Consider the following 24,609-nt stretch of genomic DNA (forward strand, 5'->3'; position numbering starts at 1 on the left):
CTGTGCAGAGGCCGACCTTGGCCCCTTCCTAGAACGCGAGGCGATCCGGCGAAACTGCAGGACCGGCAATTTCTCGGCCGCCGGCTGACTCCCGCGGCGGCGAGCGACGTCCGACCGGCGCTGATCCCGGCCCCTGGCCGCGCGAGGCGGCACGAGCGGCTGCACCCCATTCCGGCGCATCGGCGGTGGCGCAGCCAGGCCGGATCGCCTATCTCCGGCGGTGACGAACGCCGCCGGACGACATGCCTTCGATGCCAGATGACCGCCATGGCCACGCCACCCCTTCGAGCCTTTCGCGCGACACCGCGACGTCCCCGGCCGCGGGCGCGCTGATCCTCGGCATCGAGACCAGCTGCGACGAGACCGCCGCGGCCGTGGTCGGCCGAGATGCTTCGGGCAGACCGGTCATCCTGTCGAACGTCGTCCTGTCGCAGATCGCCGAGCATGCGGCCTTCGGCGGCGTCGTGCCGGAGATCGCCGCCAGGGCGCATGTCGAGGCGGTGGACGGCATCGTGCGTGCCGCGCTGATCGAGGCGAAGCTGGGCTTTGCCGATCTCTCGGCCGTTGCCGCGACCGTCGGTCCGGGTCTCGTCGGCGGGCTGCTCGTCGGCGCGATGACCGGCAAGGCGTGTGCCGCCGCCTGCGGCCTGCCCTTTCTCGGCGTCAATCATCTTGAAGGCCATGCGCTGACGCCGCGCCTCACCGACGGCCTCGCCTATCCCTATCTCCTGCTGCTCGTCTCCGGCGGCCACAGCCAGATCGTCCTCGTGCGCGGCCTCGGCGACTACGAGCGCTGGGGCACGACGATCGACGACGCGCTGGGCGAAGCCTTCGACAAGACGGCGAAGCTGTTGCAGCTGCCGCATCCCGGCGGCCCGAACGTCGAGACGCGCGCGGCGGCGGGCGATCCGAAGCGCTTCCCCCTGCCGCGGCCGCTGAAGGGCGAGGCGCGGCTCGACTTCTCCTTCTCCGGCCTGAAGACTGCGCTGCGGCTCGCGGCGGAGGCCGCCGCACCGCTGTCGGCCCAGGACGTCGCCGACCTCTGCGCCAGCTTCCAGGCCGCGGCCGCCGAGAGCCTCGCCGACCGTGTCCGGCGGGCGCTCGCCCGCTTCCGCGAGACCTTCCCCGGCCTGGCGGATCCCGTCCTCGCGGTCGCCGGCGGTGTCGCCGCCAACAAGGCGATCCGTGCGGCGCTGGAGGCGGAAGCCGAAGGCGCCGGGGTGCGGCTGGTCGCCCCGCCGCTCAAGCTGTGCACCGACAATGCCGCGATGATCGCCTATGCGGGCCTCGAACGCTTCGAGGCCGGACGCACCGATGCGCTCGACACGCCCGTGCGTTCGCGCTGGCCGCTCGACGAGACGGCGCAGCCGCTCGTCGGCTTCGGCCGCCGCGGAGCCAAGGCATGAGCCGCTTCGCCGTCATCGGCGGCGGCGCCTGGGGCACGGCGCTCGCCAGCCTCTACTGCCGGGCGGGCCATGACGTCGTCCTCTACGCCCGCAACCCCGCGACGGTCGACGCCATCACGGAGCGGTCGGAAAACCCGCGCTACCTGCCCGGCATCGCACTGCCTGCGCCGCTGCGGGCGACGGGCGATCCGGCGCAGGCTGTGGCCGGCGCAAAGGTCGTGCTCCTCGTCGTGCCCGCGCAGAGCCTTGCGGGGGTGGCGACGGAGCTGACGCCGCTGATTTCGCCCGACGCGCTGACGGTCCTCTGCGCCAAGGGAATCGAGCGCCACACCGGCCGCTTCGCCTCGGACATATTCGCAGCCGCCGCGCCGGAGCGCCGGCGCCTGGCGGTCCTCTCCGGCCCGAGCTTTGCCAGCGATGTGGCCAAGGGCCTGCCGACTGCCGTCACCATTGCCGCCGGGACGACGGAAGAAGCCGACGCCGCCGCGCAGATCCTCTCCACCGAGACGTTCCGCGGCTACGCCTCCGGCGATGTCAGGGGCGTCGAGGCCGGCGGGGCGCTGAAGAACGTCCTGGCGCTCGCCGCCGGCGCGGTCGCCGGCAAGGGGCTCGGCGCCTCGGCGCAGGCCGCCATCGTCACCCGCGGCTTCGTCGAGCTGAGGCGCCTCGGCGAGGCGCTGGGCGGCCGGCCGGACACGCTGATGGGCCTCTCAGGTCTCGGAGACCTGGTGCTGACCTGCTCCAGCCCGCAATCGCGCAACTTCGCCTATGGCCGGGCGCTCGGCGAAGGCGCGGATCTCGGCCGGATGAAGCTCGCCGAAGGCGTCTTCACCGCCGACATCGCGGCCAGCCTTGCGCAGGATCGCGGCATCGACGTCCCGATCATCGCGGCGGTCGCAGCCATTCTCGCCGGCCGGATCACCGTCGACGACGCCATCCACGCGCTGCTCGCCCGGCCGCTGAAGCGGGAGATCGGCTGAACAGAAGTCGGGTAAGGAGAAGGTCGGTTGAAGTCCGGCCGTCGGCACGATAGCTGACGCGCGACATTTTCCTCCGCCCCGCGGTTTCGCCTGCCGGGCGCAACATCGAGGTTTCCCATGCTGTTCGCCATTCTGTGCAACGACAAGCCCGGCTCCCTGCAGCTGCGCATGGACACGCGGCCCGAGCACGTGGCGCATCTGAACGGCCTCGGCGACACGCTGAAGTTCGCCGGCCCGTTCCTCGACGCCGAGGACAAGCCCTGCGGCAGCCTGCTCGTCGTCGACGCCCCGAGCGCCGAGGCGGCGACGGCGATCGCCGAGAAGGACCCCTATGCCAAGGCCGGCCTGTTCGCCAACGTCACCGTCCGGCGCTGGAACTGGACGGTGAAGAACCCGGACGCCGCCTGAGCGCGAACCGGGCAGAGAGAGGGGGATCGGCGATGCGCTACTGGCTGTTCAAATCCGAGCCGTTCAAGTGGTCCTGGGACCACCAGAAGAAGGCCGGCGACAAGGGCCAGGAATGGGATGGGGTGCGCAACTACCAGGCGCGCAACTTCATGCGCGAGATGGCGATCGGCGACCGCGGCTTCTTCTACCATTCCAACGAGGGCAAGGCGGTCGTCGGCATCGTCGAGGTGATCGCCACGGTCCATCCGGACTCCACCGCCGACGACCCGAAATGGGAGTGCGTCGACCTCAAGGCGCTGATGGACGTGCCGCAGCCGGTGACGCTCGATCAGATCAAGGCCGAGCCGGCGCTGAAGGACATGGTGCTCGTCAACAATTCGCGCCTGTCGGTCCAGCCGGTCGCCGAGGCGGAGTTCGCCCGGGTCTGCGAGATGGGCGGCCTCGATCCGAAGGCGGCGGCTGGCTGAATGGCGCCGCCGACGCCGGATCGGCGCCGGCGGCAACGGGTTCTTGTCAGCACTTGCCGAAGGTTTCCGACACGACGGTGATGCCGGCGACGATGACCGACACCTTGACGCCGGTCGGGAAGCCGAACGTGGTGCAGATCGACAGGCACGCGCTGCCCGCCTCCCCGTTCGGGATGTTCAGCGGGATCGGAATGCAGTGCTTGCCGAGGCCGAGCGGAAGATCCACGCAAACCTTGTGATCTTGCACGCTGACCGAGACGCACTCGGCGAGCAGGCTGCGCTCCGAGCTCTTGGTGACCGTGCCGTTCGCGGTCAGGGTCTGGATGTCGCCTTCGGCGAAATCCTGTTTGGCGGCATCCAGGGCGGCCTGAACGGCCTGGGGGCTGAACTGATAGAATTGCGGCATTTCCATTCCTCCCGTTTTGGTTGTTACACCCAAAGATATATTCCTGCCTTTCGCTCATGTAAATCGGAAGTTGCTCCTGCGTCGTGGGCCGATCATCGTCCGCGCAGCGGGAGGAACAATCGGCAGAGCGGAACATTCTGTGAACGAAGCAATTGCGGGAGCATCATCATGTCCGACCTCGACCCCAAGACCGACACCGGCTCCAACACCGAGAAGAACCCCGACGACTGGACGACCGGCGGAGAGCCGATGACCGGCGCGCAGGCGTCCTACCTCAAGACGCTCTGCGAGGAGACCGGCCATCCCTTCGACGCCGATCTCTCCAAGGCCGACGCCTCGAAGCTGATCGACGAATTGCGGGGCGAGAGCGAGCGGGTGAAGACGAGCGCCTGACTGCGCAGCGCCCCCTCCTCTACCCGGGGACGCAACAGGTCGCCCTTTGTCGCGCCCATGTGAGGGGCACCGCGCCACCCGCCGCCCGAGAACTGCGTTGATCCAGATTGGAAGCGTTCTAATCTATCCGCGACGGAAACGCTGACGGGTAATCCTGCGGATGAGCGCGCTCACGGATTTGAGGGATCTGTTCTTCGACGACGAGGAGAATCGCGTCTGCAAGGACATTCCGGAGGCCGCCTGCCGCGACCAGCCGCGCAACGCCGCGCTTCACCTCGTCAGCATGGCATCGACCAAGATCGGCGACGGGCTGCTCGACCCGAAGCTGATCCTGCCCTGGCTGATCCATGCGGTGGGCGGCCCGGCGGCAGCGGTCGGCATGCTCGTTCCGGTGCGCGAGTCGCTGGCGCTGCTGCCGCAGATCCTGACCTCGCACCGGGTGCGATCCCTGCCGAAACGAAAATGGGTGTGGGCCTGCGGCTCGGCGGTCGAGGCCATCGCCGTCGCGCTCATCGCCCTGACGCTGACCTTCCTCGGCGGCTGGCTGGCCGGCTGGCTCACCGTCGGGCTCCTCTCCGTCTTCGCGCTCGGTCGCTCGCTCGCCTCGGTGTCGCACAAGGACGTCCTCGGCAAGACGATCTCGAAGACCCGGCGCGGCACGATCACCGGGATCGCCGGCTCGCTCGGCGCCGCCGTCGTGTTCGCCTACGGCGCGGCGCTCGCCTTCGGCCTCCTGCCGCTCGAACGCGGCGTCCTGCTGACGGGCGTCGCCGTCGCGGCGGGGCTCTGGGCGCTCGCGGCCTTTGTCTTCACGCTGCTCACCGAGGAGGCCGGCGCGACAGGCGGGGGCGCCGACGGGCTGAGGGCGCTCCTTGCCGACGGCCGCGACCTCTGGCGCGATCCGCAGTTCCGCCGCTTCGTGATCGCCCGGGCGCTCCTGACCGCGACGGCGCTCGCGCCGCCCTACATCCTGCTGTCCGCCGGCGAGAAGGGCGGACGGGCGCTCGGCAGCCTCGGCGCTTTCGTCATCGCCTCGTCCGTCGCTGCGATCCTCGGCTCGACCGTCTGGGGGACGATGTCCGACCGCTCCAGCCGCAAGGTGCTGGCCCTGTCGGGGGCGCTCGGCGCGGCCGTCCTCGCCGCCGCGGCCGCCGCGTCCCTCTTCCTGGCGAGCGGGCTGTGGCACGCGCTGGCGCCCGTCGCCCTCTTCGTCCTGCTCCTCGCCTATCAGGGCGTGCGCCTCGCCCGGAAGACGCATCTCGTCGACATGGCGCCGGCAGCGGACCGGTCGCTCTACACCGCCTTCTCGAACACGCTGATCGGCATTGTCCTGATCGTCATGGGCGGCTTCGGCTTCGTCGCCGACCGCTTCGGCGCGCCGGCGGTGCTCGTCTGCTTCGCCGCGCTCTGCGCCGCCTCGGTCCCGGTCGCGCTCCGCCTCGACGAGGTCCAGACGGCATGAGGCTCGATCCGGCGAAGGCGGACAGGTTCATCCGCGACAACACCGCCGTGCTCGCGCCGCCGCACGTGCCGGAGATCTGCCTGCACCTTGCCGACGAGGCGCATGACCTCTGGCTGAAGACGGAAGCCGAGCTGGACGCGATCGGCCTGCCGCCGCCCTTCTGGGCCTTCGCCTGGGCGGGCGGCCAGGCCCTCGCCCGCTACGTCCTCGACCGTCCCGGGACGGTCGCCGGCCGCCGGGTCATCGATTTCGCCACCGGCTCCGGCCTCGTCGCCATCGCTGCGGCGATGGCGGGCGCGACACGGGTAACGGCCGTCGACACCGACCCCTTCACCGCTTCCGCAGTGCGCGCGAACGCGGCGCTGAACGGCGTCACGGTCGAGATCCGCACGGACGACATCGTCGGTGGCATGGTCGACGCAGACATCCTCCTCGCCGGCGACGTGTTCTTCGACCGGGAGATGGCGGCGGCGATCACGCCCTGGTTCGACGGCCTCGCCGCCGCAGGCCTGCCGATCCTCGTCGGCGATCCGGGCCGGGCCTATCTGCCGGTCGACCGGCTCGAGAAGCTGGCCGACTACCGGGTGCCCGTCACCCGCGCGCTGGAGGATGCGGAGGTGAAGCACGGCACGGTCTGGCGCTGGCATGGACCAAATGGGGAGAATTCTCTTTCGCCGGAAGCTTGACGGTGTCCCGTCCCAAAGACAATCTTCCGGAAGGGGATGCGGGGGATACAGGGGCGATGGAACCGCCGGCGATCGACTACTTCGCCGTCTTTCTGGCGGCCGTCGCGTCGATGATCATCGGCACGATCTGGTACACGGCGTTCGGGCGCATCTGGGGAAAGGCCGCTCGGCTGCCCCCCGGGACGGCGCGCGCGACCGCGACGGCGGTCGCCACATCCTTCGTCTGCGAACTCCTGATGGCGCTGGTCTTCGCCATCCTGCTCGGACATTTCCAGAACTACACCTTGGGCGACGCCCTCGCCTCGGCGGTTTTCCTCTGGCTCGGCTTCGTGGCGACCACGATCGTCGTCGGCACGCGCTTCCAGGGCTTCGGCTGGGACCTGCCGCTGATCGACGGCGGCCACTGGCTGTTCGTGCTGCTCGCGCAGGGCGCCGTGCTCGGCGCCTTTCAATAGCGACGGGCCCGCGGCCACCATCAGGCGACCCCGGGCCCGTTCGATCGTGCGGCTCAGGCAGGCTCAGGCGGCGGCGCGCTTGATCAGCCGCACCGGCACCGACTTCGCCGCAGGCACATGCGCGCGGCGAGAGCGGTGCCAGAGCGGGATCAGCGCGTTCAGCTCGGGATAGTAGCCGGCGCAATCGCCCTTCGGCAGCTGCCAGGCATGGACGCGGTAGTTCTCCACCCGGCGCGTCACCCCGTCGTCGGCATGGGTCTCGACGTCGACGCGGTCCTGGTCCGTCAGCCCGAGGCGGCGCATGTCCTCCTCGTTCATCAGGATCACCATCCGCGTTCCGTGGACGCCGCGCAGCCGGTCGTCATAGCCGTAGATCGTGGTGTTGAACTGGTCGTTGGAGCGCAGCGTCAACAGGTTCAGCACGTTCGCCGGCCGCGTGTCGATGTCGGGATCGACGTCGAAGCTCTCCGGCACGAGGAAGTTCGCCTTGCCGGTCTCGGTCCGCCACTCCCGCTTGGTCGCGCCGATGTCGCGGTGGAAGCCGCCGGGCGAAGCGAAGCGGGCGTTGAAGTCCTTGAAGTCGTCGGGATAGGCCCGCTCGATCGCGTCGCGCACCTTCGCATAGTCGGACACCCACTCGTCCCACGGCACGGAAGACTTGCCGGGCACCGTCGCCTTGGCGAGCTCGGCGACGATCTTGGGCTCCGACAGGAGCTCCCTCGAGGCCGGCTCGCGCTCGCCGAAGGAGGCGTGGATGCAGGCGGTGGAGTCCTCCATCGAGACCGTCTGCGGGCCGCTGGTCTGCTTGTCGCGCTCGATGCGGCCGATGCAGGGCAGGATGTAGGTCACGTCCGTGGTCAGGAGATGCGTGCGGTTCAGCTTGGTGGCGATCTGGACGTTCAGCCGCATCTTCCGCCAGGCTTCCTCCATCCGGTAGGTGTCGGGGATCGCGCGGGCGAAGTTGCCGCCGAGGCAGACGAAGCCCTTGATCGACCCGTCCAAGACGCCTTCGCAGGCCTCGACGGTATCGACGCCGTCCTCCTTGGGGATGGTGAAGTCGTAGAACTTCTCGAACTTCTCGACCGGGATCAGCTTCAGCTTCTCGGTGATGCCGACGGTGCGCTGGCCCTGCACGTTGGAATGGCCGCGGATCGGCGAGATGCCGGCGCCGGGCTTGCCCATCATGCCGCGCATCAGGAGGAGGTTCACCAGCATCTGCACGTTCTCGATGCCGTGCCGGTGCTGGGTCAGGCCCATGCCGTAATTGCCGATGACCTTGGTCGCCCGGGCGTAGGTGCGCCCGACATGTTCGAGGTCGGCGCGGGACAGTGCCGAGCAGCGCTCGATCTCGTCCCAGTCGGCCTCGCGCACGAAGCGCTCGAAGTCGTCGAAGCCGTGGCAGTGTTCCTCGATGAAGGCAACGTCGAGGACGCGCGGCTTGCCCGCCGCCTTCGCCGCGTCGTCGAGCGCGAAGACCGCCTTGGCGATGCCGGTCATCGCCGCGATGTCGCCGCCGCCGCGCAGCTGGTAGTAGTCGCTCGACATCTTGGTGCCCTCGTCGGGCGACAGCATCTCGGTCGGCGACTGCGGGTTCTTGAACCGCATCAGCCCGCGCTCGAGCACGGGATTGAAGGTGATCACCGGCGCGCCGCGCTTCCTCGCCTCCTGCACCCAGTGGAGCAGGCGCGGCGCGTTCGTGCCGGTGTTGTGGCCGAAGAAGAACATCATGTCGCACTGGTCGAAGTCGGCGAGCGTCACCGTGCCGACCGGCGAGCCGATCGATTCCGGCAAGCCGACGGAGGTCGACTCGTGGCACATGTTGGAGGAGTCCGGCAGGTTGTTGGACCCGTAGATGCGGGCCATCAGCTGCCACATGTGCGAGGCCTCGAGCGAGGCACGGCCGGAGACGTAGAACACCACAGATTTGGGGTCGAGCGCGTTCAGCTCCGCACCGATCTCCCGGAACGCCTCTTCCCACGTCACCGGCACGAATTGGTCGAGCGAGCGGTCGTATTTCACCGGCGTCGTCAGCCGGCCCTGCTTCTCCAGGTCGTGGTCGGTCCAGTTGAGAAGCTCGGTGACGGTGTGCTTGGCGAAGAACTCGCGGTCGCAGCGCTTCGGGGTCGTCTCCCAGATCGTCGCCTTGGCGCCGTTCTCGCAGTATTCGAAGGTATGATGGTCGGCCGGCTTCGCCCAGGAGCAAGAGACGCACATGAAGCCGTCGGGCTTGTTCTGCCGCTGCAGCGTCGCCCAGAGGCTCGAGGCGATCAGTCCTTCATCCGCCGACTTCGCCAGCAGCGACTTGACCGACCCCCAGCCGCCGGTGGGCTCCTGATAGGGCTTGATCTTCGGGTCGTCGGTGATTTCGCTGCGGTCCATCTCGTCCTCCGTGAAGGGAAGTCTGCGCGTGCGGACGCGTCCGGGGCGGGAGCACCCGCACATTCCACAGCCAGCAACTCGATTGCGCGCTGTCGGTTGCATCGGGAACCGTTAGACGGGAGAGCCGGTCGGCCCTCCGCCGCCGTTGACAAGGGCGCCGCGAGGCGCCAACGCGGTCGGCACGAGGCGACGGAGGCGGGCTTGGGAACCTTGATGGGATTTGCCGCGGTGCTGATGTGGGCGCTGCTCGCGCTCCTCACCGCATGGAGCGGCAAGGTGCCGCCGTTCCAGCTGGCGGCGATGACCTTTGCCGTCGGCACCGTCATCGGCCTCGTCTCGCTGCGGCTGCGGCACGTGGACGCCCGCCTGTTCCGCCAGCCGCCGGGGGTCTGGATCACCGGCGTCGGCGGCCTGTTCGGCTATCACGCCCTCTATTTCGCGGCGCTGCGCCACGCGCCGCCGGCCGAGGCGAGCCTCATCGCCTATCTCTGGCCGCTCCTCATCGTCCTCGGCTCGGCGCTCCTGCCGGGCGAGCGGCTGCGCTGGTTCCACATCCTCGGCGCGCTCGCCGGTCTTGCCGGCGCGGCGCTGATCGTCACCGGCGGCCGGACGCTTGCCCTTTCGCCGCAATATGTCGTGGGCTACGGCCTCGCAGCGCTCTGCGCGCTCACCTGGTCAACCTATTCGCTCGCCTCCCGCCGCTTCAGCGGCGTGCCGAGCGACATCGTCACCGGCTTCTGCGCCGCGACCGCGGTGCTCTCGCTCCTTGCCCATCTCGCCTTCGAGACGACGGTCTGGCCGGCGACGGCGGGCGAGTGGCTGGCGGTCCTGATGCTCGGACTGATGCCGGTCGGCGCCGCCTTCTACGTCTGGGACTACGGCGTCAAGCATGGCGACATCCAGGTCATCGGCGCGGCGAGCTACGCGGCGCCGCTGCTCTCGACGCTGATCCTCGTCGGCGCGGGGGAGACGCAGATGCGCTGGAGCGTCGTCGCGGCCGCCTTGCTGATCACCGCTGGCGCCTGCCTCGCGGCGCTGCCCTTGTTCTCGCGACTGCTTCGCCGCGACGCGGGTCTCGCGGCGAACGCCAAGCGACAGCCCGGCTGAGCCGAAAGGAGCCATGATGCCGATGAATATGCTCCGGCTGTCCCGCCTCGCCTCGGGCGCCGCCTTCAGCGTGGCCGCCGGGCTGGCCGCCGTGCCGCAAGCCCGCGCCGCGCCGGGCGATCCCGCCTGCTTCGTCACGCCGATCCGCACCGGTGCGGTCCTCTGGCTGAAGGCGATGGCGACGGGTCCGGCGGGCCTGCGGGTGCACTACCGCTTCGACGTGACGAGCCGCGGCGGCGGCACCAGCTCGCTCACCCGCGAGGGCGACATCGCCCTGTCGGGCAAGCTCATGACGCTGGCACGGGTCGAGGCCGGATCCGGCGGCATGGCCGGCACGGCGGCCGCGCTGACCCTCACCGGCCCCGGCGGACGGGTCCTCTGCCGCGCCAAGTGACGCCCGCCCGGTTCAGCGCGCGCCCGTCTCCTGCGGCCCCAGATCGAGCTCCCAGTTCTGGCCGACGAGGTCGCGGCCGAAGCTGTGATGCCGTTCCTCGCCGACCAGCCGGAAGCCGGCGGCGACATAGATCCTGCGGGCGGAGACGAGGATGTCGTTGGTCCAGAGCGTCACCGTGCGATAGCCGCTCTGCCTGGCAAAGCCGATGCAGGCCTCCACCAGCCGCTGTCCGAGGCCGAGGCCGCGCGCGTTGCGCTCGACATAGAGAAGCCGCAGCTTGGCGACCTCCGCCGACTGGCGCACGAGGAAGATCGAACCGACGGCCGTGCCGTCCAACTCGGCGATCCAGCAGCGCTCGCCCGTCGGGTCGAAGTTCCTCGCAAAGCCCGCGACGATCTCCGCCACCAGCGCCTCGAAGGTCCAGTCCAAGCCATATTCCTCGGCATAGAGGCGTCCTTGTCCGGCGACCACGCGGCCGAGGTCGCCGGGACGCGGATCACGGATGATTGCGTCGGCCGGCTGTGATGCGCCGTCGCCGAGCAGCCGGCGAACCCGTGACATCGCCGCAACGAGATCGCGCCGCTCGCCCTCCGTCAGCGGTCGAAGCAGGTGCCGCACCTCGTCCGATGCGGCCGCCTGCAGCCGGTCGAACATCGCGCGCCCCTCCTCGGTCAGCGCCAGAGACATGCTGCGCGCGTCTTCGCGGGAAGGCGTTCGGGAGACGAGGCCGGCGGCCTCCAGCGCTGCGACGGTGCGGCTGAGATGGCCGGCATCCATCGCGGTCTCGCGTGCGAGCATGCCTGCCGTCGTCGCCGTCCCCTGCGCCAGCTCGTACAGGACCCGCGCCTGCGGCAGCGGCAGCGCGCTGGCGTGGATCCCCTCGTTCAGCGCGCCGAGGACGCGGGTGTAGAAGCGGTTGAACCCGCGGACGGTCTCGATCTCGCGATCGAGCGGCGATGAACCCGGCGCTTCCATCCTTGACTCAGTCAATGAATTGATTGACCGAGTCAAGAAGATTCACATCGACCGGCTCAGCCGTCGGAGGCCTTGCGCGGGGTCGGGCGCCAGTTCGGCGGCGCGAGCTCGAAGCTGGCGAAGTCGAAGCCCGGGGACACGGTGCATCCGACCAGCGTGAACTCGCCGAGCGAGGTCGCAGTCTGCCACCAGCCGGCGGGGACGGCGAATTGCGGCTCTTCCCCCGCCTCGAAGTTCGGGCCGACGCGATGCGAGGCGGCGTCGTGGCCGTTGGGCGAAACGGTGATGACCAGCGGCGCGCCGGCATACCAGTGCCAGACCTCCGCGGCGTCCGTCACCCGATGCCACTCGGAGGTCTCGCCGGCCTCGAGCAAATAGTAGATGGCCGTCGAGCGGGCGCGTCCGGTGGCGTCGGTGGCCTCGTCGCGAAAGGTCTCGCGATACCAGCCGCCCTCCGGATGCGGCTTCAGCCCCAGTTTCCTCACCAGTTTCAGCGCAGCCGAACTCATCAGTATGCGTCCCTCTTCTTCCTGATCGCGGCGAAGACCGCCACCGGATCGGCACCCGCCATGCCCATCGCGGCCATAAGCTCCGGATCGTCGGCCCGCAAGAAGGGATTGGTCTTCTTTTCGCGTCCGAGCAGCACCGGCAGCGTCGCCTTGTGCTCGACGCGGAGGGTCTCGACCTCCTTCACCCGTTCCTGCAAAGCCAGATTGTGCGGATCGATGGCGATCGCGCAACGGGCGTTGGTGGCGGTATATTCGTGGCCGCAATAGAGCATGGTGTCGTCGGGCAGCGCCCGCAGCCGCTTCAGCGACTCCCACAGCATCGCCGCATCGCCCTCGAACAGCCGGCCGCAGCCGAGCGAGAACAGGGCGTCGGCGGCGAACAGCGCCCGGCCCTCGGGCAGATAGTAGGAGACCTCGCCGAGCGTGTGGCCCGGCGTGTCGATCACCTCGACGCGCACGCCGCCGAGGTCGAGAACGTCGCCCCCCGTGACCGTGCGGTCGATCCCGGGGATCTTCGCGCGCTCCTTCTCCGGTCCGATGACCTCGGCGCGAAAGCGCGCCTTCAGCGCCTCGTTGGCAGCAACGTGGTCGCCGTGGTGGTGCGTCGTCAGGATGTGGGTCAGGGTCCATCCCGCATCGTCCAGCTCGGCGAGGATCGGGCCCTCCTCCGGCGCGTCGATCGCGATCGTCGTGCCACGCTCCGGCGCGTGGACGAGAACGCCGAAATTGTCGCTCCGGCAGGTGAACTGCCTGATCTGAAGTGACGCCATCACCCGTCTCCTTTGCTGGCACACGCCGAGAGGCGAGCTAGGGCGGCGGCGCGTCTTGTCAGCCGCCTGACGCGCCGTCTCAAAAGGCGGCGGCGCGCGATCCCGGCGCGAATCCGCCGACGGGAGTTTCGGGCCAGCCTCCTGTCGTTCTATGGTGCAGGCGACGCTTAGCCGCCTGCGCAGCTGACAGCACCGGCGGCCGGCGCATCGAAGGGAGCCGTTCGCACTGACGACCAACGCCGACATCGTCGATCTCTGCAGCTTCTACGCCTCGCCGCTCGGCCATGCGGCGGCGCGGGCGGTCTCGCTCGCCCTCACCCCGCTCTGGCGGCCGATCCCGGACGAGCACCTCCTCGGGCTCGGCTACGCCGTCCCCTATATCGACCGCTTCGCCGCCGATGCCGGGCGGGCGCTGTCCTTCATGCCGGCCGCCCAGGGGGCGGAGAGCTGGCCGGCCGGCCGCGCCTCGCGCACCGCGCTCGTCGGCACCGAGGATCTGCCGCTCGGCGATGCCGCCATCGACCGCATCCTGATGGTGCACGCGCTGGAATTCGCCGAAAGCCCGGAGGCGCTTCTGGCCGAATGCTGGCGGGTGCTGGCTCCCGGCGGCCGGCTGATCGTCGTCGTGCCGCACCGCCGCGGCGTCTGGGCGCGGTTCGAGCATACGCCCTTCGGCTCTGGCCGACCCTGGTCGCGCGGCCAGCTGACCCGGCTGATGCGCGGCATGATGTTCACGCCCTCCTCCTGGTCGGAGGCGCTGCTCTTCCCGCCCTTCCGCCGCCGGTCCCTGTTGTCCCTCGCCCCGGCCTGGGAAAAGGTCGGCCGCGACCTCTGGCCGCTGTTCGCCGGCGTCGTCATCATCGAGGCGACCAAGCAGCTCTATCGCGGCATCCCGGTCGCATCCGCGACGCGCGAACGGCGGCGGCTGGCAAAGCCGGTGCTGGTCCCGGCGGGCGCCGGGGCGGGCGCCAGGGTCTGGCAGAGCGGCAGCTGATCCTGGCCGCTGCCGGCAGGCGACGACGCGCGCCAGCGCCTTCCCGTTAAACCGCTGTAAGCCAACGCGGAATGGCGCCGCCCGCAGCCGCTTCGCCCGGCCTCGGTTGAAAAACATTTCATAGTCTATATCCTTTGAGCCTCAGTCGAGGCGAATGGAGACGCTCGGCTCCAGCGAGCCGGAGCCAGTGTCTTCGCTTCCTGTCTGTGAGTTGTCGCGGCGCCGTTCGTCGTGATTCTTGTTCGACACTCAAAAGACCTCAACCCATGGAGGAAAGATGACTGATCTCATCCGACGCAGCCTGTTCACGACCGTCCTTGCCGGGGCCGTTGCTGTCAGCGGACTTGCCGCAGCCGCCGACCTCGGGACGATCCGCGACAACGGCACGATCCGGATCGCAGTCGCCAACGAAATCCCCTACGGCTACATGGACATGAGCGGCGAGGCGAAGGGCGCGGGGCCCGACGTCGCCCGCCACATCGCCAAGGCGCTCGGCATCGACAACATCAAGTGGGTGCAGACCAACTTCTCCTCGCTGATCCCAGGCCTGAAGGCCGACCGCTTCGATGTCGCGGCGGCCGAGATGGCGGTGCTGCCGGAGCGCTGCAAGAGCGTGATCTATTCCGAGCCGAACACCTCCTACGGCGAGGGCCTGCTCGTCGCGGACGGCAACCCGAAGGACATCCACAGCTTCGACGCCTTCGCCAAGAAGGACGATGCCAAGGTCGCGATCATGGCGGGGGCCGATCAGCTCGGCATGCTGCAGAAGCTCGGCGTTCCCGAGGACCGGATCGTGACGATCTCCTCCAATGCCGACGCGATCTCCACCGTCTCGACCGGCCGCGCCGACGCCTATGCGGCGACGAGCCTCACGGTCGGCCAGCTCGCCGACAAGAGCGGCAAGGTGAAGAGCGCGGACAACTTCCAGGACCCGGTGATCGACGGCAAGCCGGTGCGCTCCTGGGGCGCCTTCGCCTTCAACCAGGACGACAAGGACCTGCGGGACGCCTTCAACGCCGAGCTCGCGAAGTTCAAGAAGACGGACGAGTGGCGCAAGATCCTCTCCTCCTACGGCTTCTCCAAGGCCGACATCGAGCAGTCGATGAAGCGTTCGACGCAGGAACTGTGCTCGGCCGACGAAAGCTGAGCGCACCTCCTTCGTCTCGAATTCGGCCCCGTCGGCGCAGGCCGCGCCGGCGGGGTCTTCCGTCGCCGGGAGCATCGGACCCAACGATCCGCGGTCTCGCGCCCGCTTGCCGAACAAGAAGACCATGAACTGGCTCGCCTACATCCCTCCCCTCCTCCAGGGGGCCGAAGTCACCGCCGAGATCGCGGTCGTCTCGACGCTGCTCGGAGCGCTCTTCGCCTTCGTCTTCGGCATCGGCAAGACGTCGCGCAGCCGGGCGATCCGGTGGATCTCCGTCGTCTATATCGAGATCTTCCGCGGCACCTCGCTGCTGGTGCAGCTGTTCTGGCTGTATTTCGCCCTGCCGCTGGCGGGACAGGCGATCGGAGTCGACCTGCGCTTCTCGCCGATCACCGTCGGCATCCTCGCCCTTGCCCTCAACATCGGCGCCTATGGCGCGGAGGTGGTGCGCGGCGCGCTGCAGGCGGTCGATCCGGACCAGTACGAGGCGGCGACGGCGCTGAACTTCACGCATCGCCAGGCGCTCTTCCGGATCGCACTGCCCCAGGCGATCCCCGAGATGATGCCGACCTTCGGCAATCTCGCGGTGCAGAACCTCAAGGACACCGCGCTGGTCTCGCTGATTAGCCTCGCCGACCTCGCCTACAAGGCCGAGCAGATCCGCAATTTCAGCCAGGACAGCGTGACGGTCTATTCGCTGGTGCTGGTGATGTACTTCGCCATGGCGCTGGTCCTGACCGCCTTCATGAAACTCCTCGAGCGCTCGGTCGGGCGCTGGCGCCGCGTGAGGGCCTGAGCCGATGCTGTTCGGATATCACTGGGACACCTCGAACGACCTCGCCTTCGCGGTCTCGATCCTGCCGATCCTGCTCCAGGGCCTCCTGATCACCGTCGAGGCGACGGCGCTCGGCTTCGTCATCGCCCTCGTCCTCGGCCTCGTCCTCGCCGTCCTGAAGGCGGCGCCGACGCGGCTCGTCTCCTGGCCGGCGCGCATCGTCACCGAGTTCCTGCGCGACACGCCGCTTCTCGTGCAGCTGTTCTTCCTCTATTACGTGCTGCCGGAGTTCGGCATCGTGCTGCCGGCCTTCCTGACCGGAGCGCTGGCGCTCGGCGTCCAGTACAGCGCCTATATGTCGGAGGTGTACCGCGCCGGCATCGAGGCGGTGGACGGCGGCCAGCACGAGGCGGTGCGCGCGCTCAACATGCCGGTGCGCCGCGGCTTCACCCACATCGTCCTGCCGCAGGCCGTGCCGCGCGTCGTGCCGGCCCTCGGCAACTATCTCGTGTCGATGATGAAGGACGTGCCGGTGCTCTCGGTCGTCACCGTCCTCGAAATGCTCAATGTCGCCAAGATCATCGGCGACCGCACCTTCAACTATCTGATCCCGCTGTCGATGGTCGGCGGGCTCTATCTCATCCTGACGCTCCTCGCCTCCGCCGGCGTGCGGGCGCTGGACATCACCCTTCCCAAACGGGGGCTGCCGCTGAAATGACCGCGCCGATCATCGAATTCGAGAACGTCGTCAAGCGCTACGGCGACCACACCGTGCTCGATCATCTGAGCTTTTCGGTGCAGCCCGGCGAGAAGGTGACGATCATCGGCCCGTCCGGCTCCGGCAAGTCCACGGTCCTGCGCATCCTGATGACGCTGGAGCCGATCGACGAGGGCGTGATCCGCGTCGACGGCGAGCCGCTCTGGCACGAGGAAGTGGACGGCGAACTGAAGCCCGCCTCCGAGGCGCATCTGCGCAAGATGCGCGAGAAGCTCGGCATGGTCTTCCAGAACTTCAACCTGTTCCCGCACATGACGGTGAAGCGCAACCTCACCGAGGCGCCGCGCACCGTCCTCGGCCTGCCCAAGGCCGAGGCGAACGAGCGGGCGGACGAGCTGCTCGAAATGGTCGGGCTGGAGACGCAGGCGGAGAAATATCCGGCGCAGCTCTCCGGCGGCCAGCAGCAGCGCGTCGGCATCGCCCGCGCACTCGCCATGCGCCCGCAGATCATGCTGTTCGACGAGCCGACCTCGGCGCTCGATCCCGAACTCGTCGGCGATGTCCTCAACGTCATCCGGCACCTCGCCGAGGAGCACGACCTGACCATGCTCCTCGTCACCCACGAGATGCGCTTCGCCCGCCAGATCTCCGACCGCGTCCTGTTCTTCGACGCCGGCCGGATCTGCGAGGAAGGCCCGCCCGAGGCGATCTTCGGCGAGCCGAAGGAGGAGCGCACCCGCGAGTTCCTGAAGGCGGTGCTGGACAGCGAGGAATAGCGCCGGCGGGCCGCCGCGGCGCTTCCCACTTCCACGGCGGAGGGCGCCTGGAGCAAAGGAGCAGGCGCGGACGCAGTGCCGACGCCCTGTCCTTCCGCGATCCGGTCAGTGGCCTTCCACGGCAAAGAGGATATCCGCGAAGCCCGGCACCGTCGTCTCGCGGTTCCAGTCGCGCTGCAGTTCGCAGATCAGCTGCACCCAACTCACCGGCCTGGCCCCCGCCTGGACGACCCGCTGCACCCCGAGGTCATGCGCCTCCAGGGACGTGCCGCCGACGCAGTCCACGACGGGATAGACCTCAAAGCCCGCCTGCAGGGTGTCGAGCGCGGGGTGGACAAGGCAGACCTCCGTCCAGAGTGCCGCCATCACCAGCTTCCTGCGCCCCGTGGCCTTCACCGCGCCGACGAAGTCCTCGTCTTCCCAGGCGTTGATCGCGGTGCGGTCGATCGGTTCTACGCCGGTCAGGACCTCCGTGATCTGGTGGATGGTGGGCTGATTGCGCCCGGTGGCGACGTTGACGGTGGTGAGCACCGTCGGAAGGTCGTAGAGCCGGGCGATGCGGGCGAGCGCGGTGATGTTGGCGACCAGTTCGCGCTTTGGCCGGGACTGGATCGACGACACCTGCACCGGCTGGAAGTCGATGATCAGCATCGCGGCATTCTGCGGCGTGAGGAGGTGGTCTTCGACCGCGTTCCGAACGGTTGGAAAGGACGCCATGGTTTGTCGCTCCGGTCAGTGGGAGGGGGCGGTCGCGGGATCCGAATATGTCGTGTCGCTCGGGCCCTGGCCCGTGATGTAGACGACCGCCGGCGCGTCGCCGGTGAAGGCGAAATGCGGCTTTCCCGCAGGTTCCGTGTAGAAGCCGCCGGGGCCGAGCGTCTTCGTCGCGGCCTCGCTCGCCTTCTCGCCATAGCCGAAATGCCATTCGCCCGACACCACGAGGGCAGTCCGATTGTCGCGATGGCGGTGCGCGGCTATTTTTGTGTGCGCCGGCACGCGGATCTCCAGGCTGTATGGGCCGGACATGGCGGGGTTGCCGGAGAGCACCGTCGTTTCGATGCCGGCAAGGCCCGACGTGCCGGCGACAGCGCCGGTTCGCGGCAGGGCGTCGACTTCGCCGGACGCCAGCCTTTGCGGGGCGAGCGGCTTGCCGATATCGAGGAAGGCGCGGATGACCGCGACGGTCGCGCGCGGCTGCTCCTCCATCAGCCAGTGGCCCGAATCGGCGATGACGGCCTGCTGCACGTCGTCGGCCGCAAATCGCATGACATAGGCCATGGTCGCGCCGAACGAGTGATCGCCGCCGATGGCCAGCACCGGCATCGTCAGGCGGCCCTTCGCCAGGAAGGCGCGGTTGTCGATGGCGTCCTGGTCGAAGGCGGCGAACTGCCGGAAGCCTGCATGCATCCGACCGGGACGAGAATAGAGCGCGGCGTAATGCTGCCGCGTCGCCTCGGGGAAGTGCGCCGGATCGGCCGAGAAGTCGTTCCAGAACCGATCCAGATAGATCCGCTCGCGCCCGGCGACGAGCCGCTCCATGTCCGGCCCGCCGAACCGGAAGTGCCACAGAAGCGGATTCTTCAGGATCTCGTCCCATGGTCCGACGCCCGGGACCGGCGCATCCATCATGACGAGGCGCGACGTTCGGGCGCCATGCGCCTCGGCGAAAGCGAATGCGACCATGTTGCCGATATCGTGGCCGACGATGTCGGCGCGCTCGATCTGCAGCGTATCCATCACCCCGGCGATGTCGTCGGCTTGCTTCTTCTTGGTGAATCCGTCCGTGGCAACCGCCGAAAGCCCCATGCCGCGCAGGTCGGGCACGACCACCGTATGGTCGCGCATCAGGTCGATTGCCAGCGGCGCCCACATGTCGCCGGTCTCGCCGTAGCCGTGGATCAGCACGACCGCAGGACCCGAGCCGCCGACGCGCACGTGGAGGGTCGTTCCGTTGGTCTCGATCTCTCTGTTGTGGAAGCTGGCCGGGAACGGAACCGCCTGCGCCGCGGCGGGCGTCGCCAGGAGCGCCGTCATTACGAGGATAGCTGCTCTCAGAAGCATGGCGCCTTTCCCGTGTCGCAACGGAACTCCAAGAGCCGGCGGCTCTGGACAGGATAGTGATCCCAGGTAGACTTGCTCACTAGCGGCCGACTTCCGAAACCGGCTTACGGATTCACCGAACAATGATGAAGTTCGATGGGCTGACGACATTCGTGGCGGTGGCCGAGGCCGGATCGGTGAGCGCCGCTGCGCGACGTCTGGGCCTTGCCAAGTCGGTGGTGAGCGAGCGTCTTTCGGAGTTGGAGCGCGCGCTCGCCGCTCGGCTGGTCCAGCGTTCGACGCGGAAACTTTCGCTGACGCCGGACGGGGAGGCGTTCCTCGTCAGGGCGCGCACGATTCTGCGCGAAGTGGCGGAGGCGACCGCGGAGGTGAGCGAGCGGCGCGGCACGCTGTCCGGGCCCCTGCGTCTGGCGGGGCCGATCAGCTTCGGCACCCTGCATTTGGGCCCGGCCCTTTACGGCTTTCTCGCCGCGCATCCGAGAATCCCCATCGATCTCGATCTCGACGACCGCTTCGTCGACGCCTCGGCGGATGGCTACGACGCCGTGATCCGCCACGGCCCCGTCCACGACACCCGGCTCGTCGTCAAGCATCTGGCGTCGAGCCGCCGGGTGCTCGTCGCCGCGCCGGACCATCTGGCCAGAGCGGGAACGCCGCGCGACATCGCCGAGCTCGAAACCGCCTGCGCGATCCTCTACAGCAACCGCGAGACGGACTGGCGCTTTCGCGGCGCCGGTAAGGATGCCGTGGCCCGCCCCCAGGCCTGCCTACGGGTCAACAACGGGATCCTGATGCGGGATGCGGCGGTCGCCGGCCTCGGCATCGCGCTCCTGCCGACATTCTTCGTATACCGGCATCTTGCGGAGGGGTCGCTCCGCCGGGTCGACATCGGGATGGAAGCCGAGGGCGCGACCCTGCACCTCGGCTATCCCGCCAATCGCAGCCCCTCCGCCAAGATCCTGGCCCTGACCGACTGGCTCCGGCGGGCGTTCGGAACGCCCCCCTATTGGGAGGATCAGGCCGGCGCCGCCGGAGCGGCCACATAGTCCAGCGCGGCGGCCGACCGTCTCCATGTCTCCGAATCGGTCCGGGCCGGCGACAGCCCGCAGCCGTATTCACATCAGCCGCACGCCCGTCACGTCCATCACCGCGCCGTAGCTCATCAGCGAGGCGATCACCATCAGTGCGGTGATCGCGACCGAGCCGGGCAGGTCCTTGGCCGTCGAGAAGAAGATCAGCCGCAGGGTCAGCGCCAGAGAGGCGACGGTGACGACGAGGCCGACCAGCGCCATGGCGTCGCCCGGGCCGAACAGCATCAGCAGGATCCAGTAGGGCGCGAAGAGCCAGGAGAGCAGCGCCTGGCCCCAGTTGGTGGCGATCACCAGCGGCACGACCTTGCGGGAATAGCCGACATGCTTCGCCGCGACGATCAAGAGGAAGACCGGCAGGAGCCAGGCGAGAAGGTCGGCGAAGGCGTGCGCCGCATAGACCGCGACGACGCCCTGTTCGGCCGGCGGCCCGCCCCGGTCGACCGCCTCGAACCCCACCCAGGACAGCGCCACCGGCGGCAGCGCGACGAGGATCGCCGAGAACGATTGCCAGAAGCCGTCGGCGGACAGGTCGAGCCGCTTCAGCCCCTCGCTGCGCCCCGACATCAGGAGGAACGCGCCGGAGAAGAAGCGCACGATGTCGTCGAAGCCGGGCACCAGGTCAGGCGTCGGCGAACCAGCGGGCGATGAAGGCTTCATAGATCCTCGTCAGTCCTTCCAGATCGGCAAGGGCCACGCGCTCATTGGACATGTGCATGGTCTTGCCGACAAGCCCGAATTCCACCACCGGGCAGTAGTCCTTGATGAAGCGCGCATCCGACGTGCCGCCCGAGGTCGACAGCTCCGGCCGGCGCCCGGTGACCGCCTCGACCGCGCCCGCCAGCGCCGCAGTCAGCGGGCCGCTCTCGGTATAGAACACCGAAGACGGCCGGTCGCGCCAGCGGATCTCGACATCGGCCGGCGCGCGCCCGGGCCGCAGGCCGCCATCCGCCGCGCCCGCGGCGATCCGCCGCTGCAGTTCCGCCTTCAGCGTCTCCACCGTCCAGGCGTCGCAGAAGCGCACGTTGAAGAACAGGCTGCAGCGCGCCGGAATGACGTTAACGGAAGGATTGCCGGTCTCGATCGCGGTGATCTCGAGGTTGGACGGCTGGAAGCGCTCCGAGCCATCGTCCAGCGGCGTCGCCAGCAGCGCCTCGGCGATGGCGACGGCGGCGCGCAGCGGGTTGTCGGCGAGATGCGGGTAGGCCACGTGGCCCTGCCGGCCGGTCACCCGCACCTCGGCGGACAGCGAGCCGCGGCGCCCGACCTTGATCATGTCGCCCAGCGCTTGCGGATTGGTCGGCTCGCCGACGACGCAGGCGTCGAAGCGCTCGCCGCGCTGGTGCGCCCAGGACAAGAGCTTGTCGGTGCCGTTGATCGACGGCCCCTCCTCGTCGCCGGTGATCAGCAGCGAGACCTGTCCGGCGGGTGCCCCGTGCGTCTCGACATGGCGGGCATAGGCGGCGACGAAGGCGGCGATGCCGCCCTTCATGTCGACCGCGCCGCGCCCGTAGAGCTCGCCGTCGATCACCTCGCCGGAAAACGGGCCGACGCGCCAGTCGGCTTCGTCGCCGGGCGGGACGACATCGGTGTGGCCGGCAAAGACCAGATGCCGCCCGGCCGTGCCCGCCCTGGCGAAGAGGTTCTCGACGTCCGGCGTGCCGGGCTCGCAGAACACCGGCCGCGACACGGCAAAGCCGAGCGGCGCGAGCATGGCCTCCAGCGCCGCCAGCGCGCCGCCCTCGGCGGGCGTCACCGAGGGACAGCGCACGAGGCGGGCGAGGATGGCGACGGGATCGGTGGGAAGGGTCATCGGATCGCGAGATAGAGGAGGACGGTGCCGGGATCAAAGGCGGTTGCGCCGGCTCCGGCAACCCGGTTGATGCATGGCTGCCACAGAGCGCCCTGCAAGGTAACAATGCGTTAATGTGTGACACGATTGCGGCGTCGGCCGCCACGCTTTGGCCCCGTTTGCTGCGGAAGGCTGGCGCGGGGACAAGTTGGAGAGGCCGGGGGCTGATGGTCCAGGGGGATTTCGGCAGGGCAATGGTGCGCGCGGCGGGTTTCGCCGTCGGCGTTCTGGCGTTGTCGGCGCTCGGCGGCTGTCTCGCCGACGGCCCGTCCGGCGGCCCGCTCGGCGTCAACTTCGCCGGCAATGCGGCGGACAAGGCGGACAAGACCGCAGCGGCAGAGCCGGCCAGCGACAGCCGCAAGGACGAGCGCGGCGCCCGGGTGATTAAGGCCTCGGCCGAGGACCGTCGGATCGCCTCCCGCGAGATGGCCGCCGCCGCCGAATCCGGCACGATCAGCGGAAGCGCCGCGCTGGACAGGCTGATCGAGGCCCATGCGGCAAAGAACGACATCCCGCCCGCCCTCGCCTATGCGGTCGTGCGCGTCGAGAGCCGCTACAACCCGCATGCGCATGGCGTCGGCGTCTACGGCCTTTCGCAGATCAAGCCGGCCACCGCCCGCAGCCTCGGCTTTTCCGGGCCGACCGCCGCGCTCTACGATCCGAACGTGAACCTCACCTACGGCATGCGCTACCTCAAGGGCGCGTGGGAGGCCGGGGGTCACGACATCTGCCGGACGGCGATGAAGTACAAGGGCGGCCACCGGGTCACCCATATGAGCCGCGCCGCCGCCCGCTACTGCTCGCAGATCAAGGCGCAGATGGCAGCCATCAACGAGCAGCGCGGCACGCTGGTCGCCGGCGCGCCGGCGAAGCGCAAGAGTCTGATCCAGACGCTGGTGGCCGCGGTGACGCCGTCGCCGTCCGAGGCGGCCGAACCGCAGGCGGCGGTTGCCGCGAAGCCGGACAAGGCGCAGGCGAGTTCGAAGACGCGCGCCCGCGCCACCGCGGCCCGCCCGCATCGCTCGGCGGAGAAGCCGCAGCTGACGGTCGCCGCCGCCTACGCCCCGGCCAGGGCGCGGTCGATGCCGCAGCCGGACGATGCCGGCACGGCCCTGCTCCACGAGGAAGCCGCTCAGGGCCACGCGGCCTCGGCGCCCCGCGAGAGCGCAGCGGCCAGCAGGCCCGCGGCGGAGCAGAAGCCCGGACAGGCCGCCGCGCACGACACCGCCGACGCCGCAGATCCCCTGGCCGCGCGCATGGCCGGCTTCTCCGACGACGATGTCACGCCGCTCCTGCGCGGCGGAGCCTCGGCCGCCCGCTGAGGGCCTGTCCGGTAACGCCGTAACGATACTAGGCGCGGAGGCGCCGGGGGCGCGGGTGCCGCAGTCCGGACCCGAGACGGCCGCTTTTTCTCCGCTTGGTGCCGCGGCGCTGGCCGTCTCAGCGGTCGGTGACCACCAGCATCGGCCCGAGCCGGTCCTGCCGATAATCGATGCCGCCGGCGGGATAAAAGAGGCTGGAGACGTGGCCGTCGAAGAACAGCGCGTTCCGGCAGCCGATCTCGTCGCGGAAGAAGCTGGCGAAGTCCCAGAAGTTCACCGGCGCGCGGGACAGGACGAGGTGCACCGTCCGCCCGTCATGGCTGGCGCAGACGCCGTTGCGGACGTAGCGGCTGTCCGAGCCCTCGATGAAGCGGGGGTGCAGGTGGCCGTCGATCAAGAGCATGGGGCCGGACTGCGTGGCGAGTTCCGGCCGGTGATGCTCGCCGCGGTAGCGCGACGTTTCCGCGACATGGGCGCGGCCGTCCTCGATGTAGAAGATGCCGTTCGGCTTCATCGAGAAATTGCCGGAGCCGGTGCCGGAGACGGCCGGATGCACCTCGTGCCCGTCCTGCACCGCGAGGCCGACCGGCCGCCGGTCCTCATGGTACATGCCGGCATTCATGATCAGCCGGACCGCCGCCCCGCCCATGCTCTGCGCCGCCTGTTCGAAGGTCTCGTACGGCTTGCCGTCGGCGTCCTCGGCCCGGAGCGACAGGCGGTAGCGCGACAGCGGCACGTCGCAGCGGATGTAGTCGATGCCCTTGAAGCGCTCGGTGCGGCAGAGACCGTCGTGGCCGGCGGGCAGCTGCGGCACGGCGCTGAACAGGCCGAACAGGCCGCCGGCCGCCATCAGCGACAGCGGCCAGATCGAGAAGAGGGTGGGCATCTGCGGCAGGTCTCCCGGAAGCTTCTGCTGACAGACGCATGGGGCGTGCGGCGGTTCCGGGCGGGGCGCAGACCGCCGAGCGGCGACGCTCCGCCCGCCGGCCATGTCCCGCTCATCTCGGAACCGTCCCGCCGCCCCGCACGCAGGAGATAGGGCGCAGCTGGCGGACGAACGGCCGCCAACGCCCCCTTCT

The 24,609-nt window shown here is 69.3% G+C and carries 26 protein-coding genes and 1 pseudogene; 17 read left to right on the forward strand and 10 right to left on the reverse strand.

Going from position 1 to position 24,609, the window contains the following annotated elements; translation table 11 throughout:
* Positions 1 to 251: 251 nt before the first annotated feature.
* From tsaD to AB5S17_RS12940, 4 genes are all read left to right on the forward strand, one after another.
* Positions 252 to 1,406 (forward strand): tRNA (adenosine(37)-N6)-threonylcarbamoyltransferase complex transferase subunit TsaD, encoded by a 1,155-nt coding sequence (tsaD, locus tag AB5S17_RS12925; RefSeq protein WP_369239948.1) that lies wholly within the window; start codon positions 252 to 254, stop codon positions 1,404 to 1,406.
* Positions 1,403 to 2,386 carry an NAD(P)H-dependent glycerol-3-phosphate dehydrogenase gene (locus tag AB5S17_RS12930; RefSeq protein ID WP_369239950.1) on the forward strand — a complete coding sequence of 328 codons (984 nt, stop codon included), beginning with the start codon at positions 1,403 to 1,405 and terminating at the stop codon, positions 2,384 to 2,386. The genes tsaD and AB5S17_RS12930 overlap by 4 nt, the downstream gene beginning before the upstream one ends.
* Before the next feature lie 117 nt (positions 2,387 to 2,503).
* Positions 2,504 to 2,794 carry a YciI-like protein gene (locus AB5S17_RS12935; RefSeq protein WP_369239952.1) on the forward strand — a complete coding sequence of 97 codons (291 nt, stop codon included), beginning with the start codon at positions 2,504 to 2,506 and terminating at the stop codon, positions 2,792 to 2,794.
* Positions 2,795 to 2,826: 32 nt separating this feature from the next.
* The gene (locus AB5S17_RS12940) at positions 2,827 to 3,261 is read left to right on the forward strand and encodes an EVE domain-containing protein (protein WP_369239954.1); all 435 of its coding nucleotides are present in this window, start codon (positions 2,827 to 2,829) and stop codon (positions 3,259 to 3,261) included.
* A gap of 46 nt (positions 3,262 to 3,307) precedes the next feature.
* Here the strand turns inward: AB5S17_RS12940 and AB5S17_RS12945 are convergent, their stop codons facing one another.
* Entirely contained in the window at positions 3,308 to 3,667 is a 360-nt protein-coding gene (locus tag AB5S17_RS12945; RefSeq protein ID WP_369239956.1) for a hypothetical protein, read from the reverse strand.
* Between the two features lie 168 nt (positions 3,668 to 3,835).
* Here AB5S17_RS12945 and AB5S17_RS12950 point away from each other — a divergent pair, with 168 nt between their 5' ends.
* From AB5S17_RS12950 to AB5S17_RS12965, 4 genes are all read left to right on the forward strand, one after another.
* Positions 3,836 to 4,060 carry a DUF3072 domain-containing protein gene (locus AB5S17_RS12950; RefSeq protein ID WP_369239958.1) on the forward strand — a complete coding sequence of 75 codons (225 nt, stop codon included), beginning with the start codon at positions 3,836 to 3,838 and terminating at the stop codon, positions 4,058 to 4,060.
* 160 nt (positions 4,061 to 4,220) lie between these two features.
* Positions 4,221 to 5,522: an MFS transporter permease gene (locus AB5S17_RS12955; protein ID WP_369239960.1), complete on the forward strand. Its 1,302-nt coding sequence runs from the start codon at positions 4,221 to 4,223 to the stop codon at positions 5,520 to 5,522.
* On the forward strand, positions 5,519 to 6,208 hold the full coding sequence (locus AB5S17_RS12960; RefSeq protein ID WP_369239962.1) for a methyltransferase: 690 nt from the start codon (positions 5,519 to 5,521) through the stop codon (positions 6,206 to 6,208). Before AB5S17_RS12955 ends, AB5S17_RS12960 begins: the two co-directional genes overlap by 4 nt.
* 56 nt (positions 6,209 to 6,264) lie before the next feature.
* Positions 6,265 to 6,663 (forward strand): DUF1761 domain-containing protein, encoded by a 399-nt coding sequence (locus tag AB5S17_RS12965; RefSeq protein WP_369239964.1) that lies wholly within the window; start codon positions 6,265 to 6,267, stop codon positions 6,661 to 6,663.
* Positions 6,664 to 6,726: 63 nt separating this feature from the next.
* Here the strand turns inward: AB5S17_RS12965 and AB5S17_RS12970 are convergent, their stop codons facing one another.
* A complete protein-coding gene (locus tag AB5S17_RS12970) occupies positions 6,727 to 9,042 on the reverse strand; it encodes an FdhF/YdeP family oxidoreductase (protein WP_369239966.1) in 2,316 nt (771 codons plus the stop codon).
* Between the two features lie 213 nt (positions 9,043 to 9,255).
* On the opposite strand from AB5S17_RS12970, the gene AB5S17_RS12975 reads away from it, so the two are divergent.
* Positions 9,256 to 10,149 carry a DMT family transporter gene (locus AB5S17_RS12975; protein ID WP_369240295.1) on the forward strand — a complete coding sequence of 298 codons (894 nt, stop codon included), beginning with the start codon at positions 9,256 to 9,258 and terminating at the stop codon, positions 10,147 to 10,149.
* A gap of 22 nt (positions 10,150 to 10,171) precedes the next feature.
* Positions 10,172 to 10,543: a curli-like amyloid fiber formation chaperone CsgH gene (gene csgH / locus AB5S17_RS12980; protein ID WP_369239968.1), complete on the forward strand. Its 372-nt coding sequence runs from the start codon at positions 10,172 to 10,174 to the stop codon at positions 10,541 to 10,543.
* A gap of 12 nt (positions 10,544 to 10,555) precedes the next feature.
* Here the strand turns inward: csgH and AB5S17_RS12985 are convergent, their stop codons facing one another.
* The 3 genes from AB5S17_RS12985 to gloB are packed head-to-tail and all read right to left on the reverse strand — an operon-like array spanning position 10,556 to position 12,797.
* A complete protein-coding gene (locus tag AB5S17_RS12985; RefSeq protein ID WP_369239970.1) occupies positions 10,556 to 11,518 on the reverse strand; it encodes a GNAT family N-acetyltransferase in 963 nt (320 codons plus the stop codon).
* A 56-nt stretch (positions 11,519 to 11,574) separates the two neighbouring features.
* Complete coding sequence (locus AB5S17_RS12990; protein ID WP_369239972.1) at positions 11,575 to 12,027, reverse strand: cupin domain-containing protein; 453 nt, start codon at positions 12,025 to 12,027, stop codon at positions 11,575 to 11,577.
* Positions 12,027 to 12,797, reverse strand: a complete 771-nt coding sequence (gene gloB, locus AB5S17_RS12995; protein ID WP_369239974.1) for a hydroxyacylglutathione hydrolase — start codon at positions 12,795 to 12,797, stop codon at positions 12,027 to 12,029. Before gloB ends, AB5S17_RS12990 begins: the two co-directional genes overlap by 1 nt.
* 421 nt (positions 12,798 to 13,218) lie before the next feature.
* Between gloB and AB5S17_RS13000 the strand changes: the two genes are divergently transcribed.
* From AB5S17_RS13000 to ehuA, 5 genes are all read left to right on the forward strand, one after another.
* A complete protein-coding gene (locus AB5S17_RS13000) occupies positions 13,219 to 13,791 on the forward strand; it encodes a class I SAM-dependent methyltransferase (RefSeq protein WP_369239976.1) in 573 nt (190 codons plus the stop codon).
* A 277-nt stretch (positions 13,792 to 14,068) separates the two neighbouring features.
* Positions 14,069 to 14,938 carry an ectoine/hydroxyectoine ABC transporter substrate-binding protein EhuB gene (gene ehuB, locus AB5S17_RS13005; RefSeq protein ID WP_369239978.1) on the forward strand — a complete coding sequence of 290 codons (870 nt, stop codon included), beginning with the start codon at positions 14,069 to 14,071 and terminating at the stop codon, positions 14,936 to 14,938.
* Positions 14,939 to 15,062: 124 nt separating this feature from the next.
* Positions 15,063 to 15,734, forward strand: coding sequence for an ectoine/hydroxyectoine ABC transporter permease subunit EhuC (ehuC, locus tag AB5S17_RS13010; RefSeq protein ID WP_369239980.1), 672 nt, complete (start codon positions 15,063 to 15,065; stop codon positions 15,732 to 15,734).
* A gap of 4 nt (positions 15,735 to 15,738) precedes the next feature.
* Positions 15,739 to 16,431 (forward strand): ectoine/hydroxyectoine ABC transporter permease subunit EhuD, encoded by a 693-nt coding sequence (ehuD, locus tag AB5S17_RS13015; protein WP_369239982.1) that lies wholly within the window; start codon positions 15,739 to 15,741, stop codon positions 16,429 to 16,431.
* Entirely contained in the window at positions 16,428 to 17,207 is a 780-nt protein-coding gene (gene ehuA / locus AB5S17_RS13020; protein WP_369239984.1) for an ectoine/hydroxyectoine ABC transporter ATP-binding protein EhuA, read from the forward strand. Before ehuD ends, ehuA begins: the two co-directional genes overlap by 4 nt.
* 105 nt (positions 17,208 to 17,312) lie before the next feature.
* Here ehuA and AB5S17_RS13025 read toward each other — a convergent pair whose 3' ends face one another.
* Both AB5S17_RS13025 and AB5S17_RS13030 read right to left on the reverse strand, forming a co-directional pair.
* Positions 17,313 to 17,924, reverse strand: coding sequence for a hydrolase (locus tag AB5S17_RS13025; protein ID WP_369239986.1), 612 nt, complete (start codon positions 17,922 to 17,924; stop codon positions 17,313 to 17,315).
* A gap of 438 nt (positions 17,925 to 18,362) precedes the next feature.
* A pseudogene (locus AB5S17_RS13030) lies at positions 18,363 to 19,241 on the reverse strand (alpha/beta fold hydrolase); the annotation flags it as partial.
* A 149-nt stretch (positions 19,242 to 19,390) separates the two neighbouring features.
* Here AB5S17_RS13030 and AB5S17_RS13035 point away from each other — a divergent pair.
* The gene (locus tag AB5S17_RS13035) at positions 19,391 to 20,314 is read left to right on the forward strand and encodes a LysR family transcriptional regulator (RefSeq protein ID WP_369239988.1); all 924 of its coding nucleotides are present in this window, start codon (positions 19,391 to 19,393) and stop codon (positions 20,312 to 20,314) included.
* Positions 20,315 to 20,383: 69 nt separating this feature from the next.
* Here the strand turns inward: AB5S17_RS13035 and AB5S17_RS13040 are convergent, their stop codons facing one another.
* Both AB5S17_RS13040 and dapE read right to left on the reverse strand, forming a co-directional pair.
* On the reverse strand, positions 20,384 to 20,974 hold the full coding sequence (locus AB5S17_RS13040; RefSeq protein WP_369239990.1) for a hypothetical protein: 591 nt from the start codon (positions 20,972 to 20,974) through the stop codon (positions 20,384 to 20,386).
* 4 nt (positions 20,975 to 20,978) lie between these two features.
* Entirely contained in the window at positions 20,979 to 22,169 is a 1,191-nt protein-coding gene (gene dapE / locus AB5S17_RS13045; RefSeq protein WP_369239992.1) for a succinyl-diaminopimelate desuccinylase, read from the reverse strand.
* 206 nt (positions 22,170 to 22,375) lie between these two features.
* Here dapE and AB5S17_RS13050 point away from each other — a divergent pair, with 206 nt between their 5' ends.
* A complete protein-coding gene (locus AB5S17_RS13050; RefSeq protein ID WP_369239994.1) occupies positions 22,376 to 23,530 on the forward strand; it encodes a transglycosylase SLT domain-containing protein in 1,155 nt (384 codons plus the stop codon).
* Positions 23,531 to 23,648: 118 nt separating this feature from the next.
* On the opposite strand, the gene AB5S17_RS13055 is transcribed toward AB5S17_RS13050, so the two are convergent.
* Positions 23,649 to 24,416 carry a phosphodiester glycosidase family protein gene (locus AB5S17_RS13055; protein WP_369239996.1) on the reverse strand — a complete coding sequence of 256 codons (768 nt, stop codon included), beginning with the start codon at positions 24,414 to 24,416 and terminating at the stop codon, positions 23,649 to 23,651.
* Positions 24,417 to 24,609 lie beyond the last annotated feature (193 nt).

The sequence above is a fragment of the Jiella sp. M17.18 genome (genome assembly GCF_041027365.1).
Taxonomy (GTDB): domain Bacteria; phylum Pseudomonadota; class Alphaproteobacteria; order Rhizobiales; family Rhizobiaceae; genus VKMB-3413.

Coding starts and splice junctions, on each gene's coding strand:
- tsaD (WP_369239948.1), top strand. CDS start 252: ATGCCAGATGACCGCCATGGCCACGCCACCCCTTCGAGCCTTTCGCGC.
- AB5S17_RS12930 (WP_369239950.1), top strand. CDS start 1,403: ATGAGCCGCTTCGCCGTCATCGGCGGCGGCGCCTGGGGCACGGCGCTC.
- AB5S17_RS12935 (WP_369239952.1), top strand. CDS start 2,504: ATGCTGTTCGCCATTCTGTGCAACGACAAGCCCGGCTCCCTGCAGCTG.
- AB5S17_RS12940 (WP_369239954.1), top strand. CDS start 2,827: ATGCGCTACTGGCTGTTCAAATCCGAGCCGTTCAAGTGGTCCTGGGAC.
- AB5S17_RS12945 (WP_369239956.1), bottom strand. CDS start 3,667: ATGCCGCAATTCTATCAGTTCAGCCCCCAGGCCGTTCAGGCCGCCCTG.
- AB5S17_RS12950 (WP_369239958.1), top strand. CDS start 3,836: ATGTCCGACCTCGACCCCAAGACCGACACCGGCTCCAACACCGAGAAG.
- AB5S17_RS12955 (WP_369239960.1), top strand. CDS start 4,221: ATGAGCGCGCTCACGGATTTGAGGGATCTGTTCTTCGACGACGAGGAG.
- AB5S17_RS12960 (WP_369239962.1), top strand. CDS start 5,519: ATGAGGCTCGATCCGGCGAAGGCGGACAGGTTCATCCGCGACAACACC.
- AB5S17_RS12965 (WP_369239964.1), top strand. CDS start 6,265: ATGGAACCGCCGGCGATCGACTACTTCGCCGTCTTTCTGGCGGCCGTC.
- AB5S17_RS12970 (WP_369239966.1), bottom strand. CDS start 9,042: ATGGACCGCAGCGAAATCACCGACGACCCGAAGATCAAGCCCTATCAG.
- AB5S17_RS12975 (WP_369240295.1), top strand. CDS start 9,256: ATGGGATTTGCCGCGGTGCTGATGTGGGCGCTGCTCGCGCTCCTCACC.
- csgH (WP_369239968.1), top strand. CDS start 10,172: ATGAATATGCTCCGGCTGTCCCGCCTCGCCTCGGGCGCCGCCTTCAGC.
- AB5S17_RS12985 (WP_369239970.1), bottom strand. CDS start 11,518: ATGGAAGCGCCGGGTTCATCGCCGCTCGATCGCGAGATCGAGACCGTC.
- AB5S17_RS12990 (WP_369239972.1), bottom strand. CDS start 12,027: ATGAGTTCGGCTGCGCTGAAACTGGTGAGGAAACTGGGGCTGAAGCCG.
- gloB (WP_369239974.1), bottom strand. CDS start 12,797: ATGGCGTCACTTCAGATCAGGCAGTTCACCTGCCGGAGCGACAATTTC.
- AB5S17_RS13000 (WP_369239976.1), top strand. CDS start 13,219: ATGCCGGCCGCCCAGGGGGCGGAGAGCTGGCCGGCCGGCCGCGCCTCG.
- ehuB (WP_369239978.1), top strand. CDS start 14,069: ATGACTGATCTCATCCGACGCAGCCTGTTCACGACCGTCCTTGCCGGG.
- ehuC (WP_369239980.1), top strand. CDS start 15,063: ATGAACTGGCTCGCCTACATCCCTCCCCTCCTCCAGGGGGCCGAAGTC.
- ehuD (WP_369239982.1), top strand. CDS start 15,739: ATGCTGTTCGGATATCACTGGGACACCTCGAACGACCTCGCCTTCGCG.
- ehuA (WP_369239984.1), top strand. CDS start 16,428: ATGACCGCGCCGATCATCGAATTCGAGAACGTCGTCAAGCGCTACGGC.
- AB5S17_RS13025 (WP_369239986.1), bottom strand. CDS start 17,924: ATGGCGTCCTTTCCAACCGTTCGGAACGCGGTCGAAGACCACCTCCTC.
- AB5S17_RS13035 (WP_369239988.1), top strand. CDS start 19,391: ATGATGAAGTTCGATGGGCTGACGACATTCGTGGCGGTGGCCGAGGCC.
- dapE (WP_369239992.1), bottom strand. CDS start 22,169: ATGACCCTTCCCACCGATCCCGTCGCCATCCTCGCCCGCCTCGTGCGC.
- AB5S17_RS13050 (WP_369239994.1), top strand. CDS start 22,376: ATGGTCCAGGGGGATTTCGGCAGGGCAATGGTGCGCGCGGCGGGTTTC.
- AB5S17_RS13055 (WP_369239996.1), bottom strand. CDS start 24,416: ATGCCCACCCTCTTCTCGATCTGGCCGCTGTCGCTGATGGCGGCCGGC.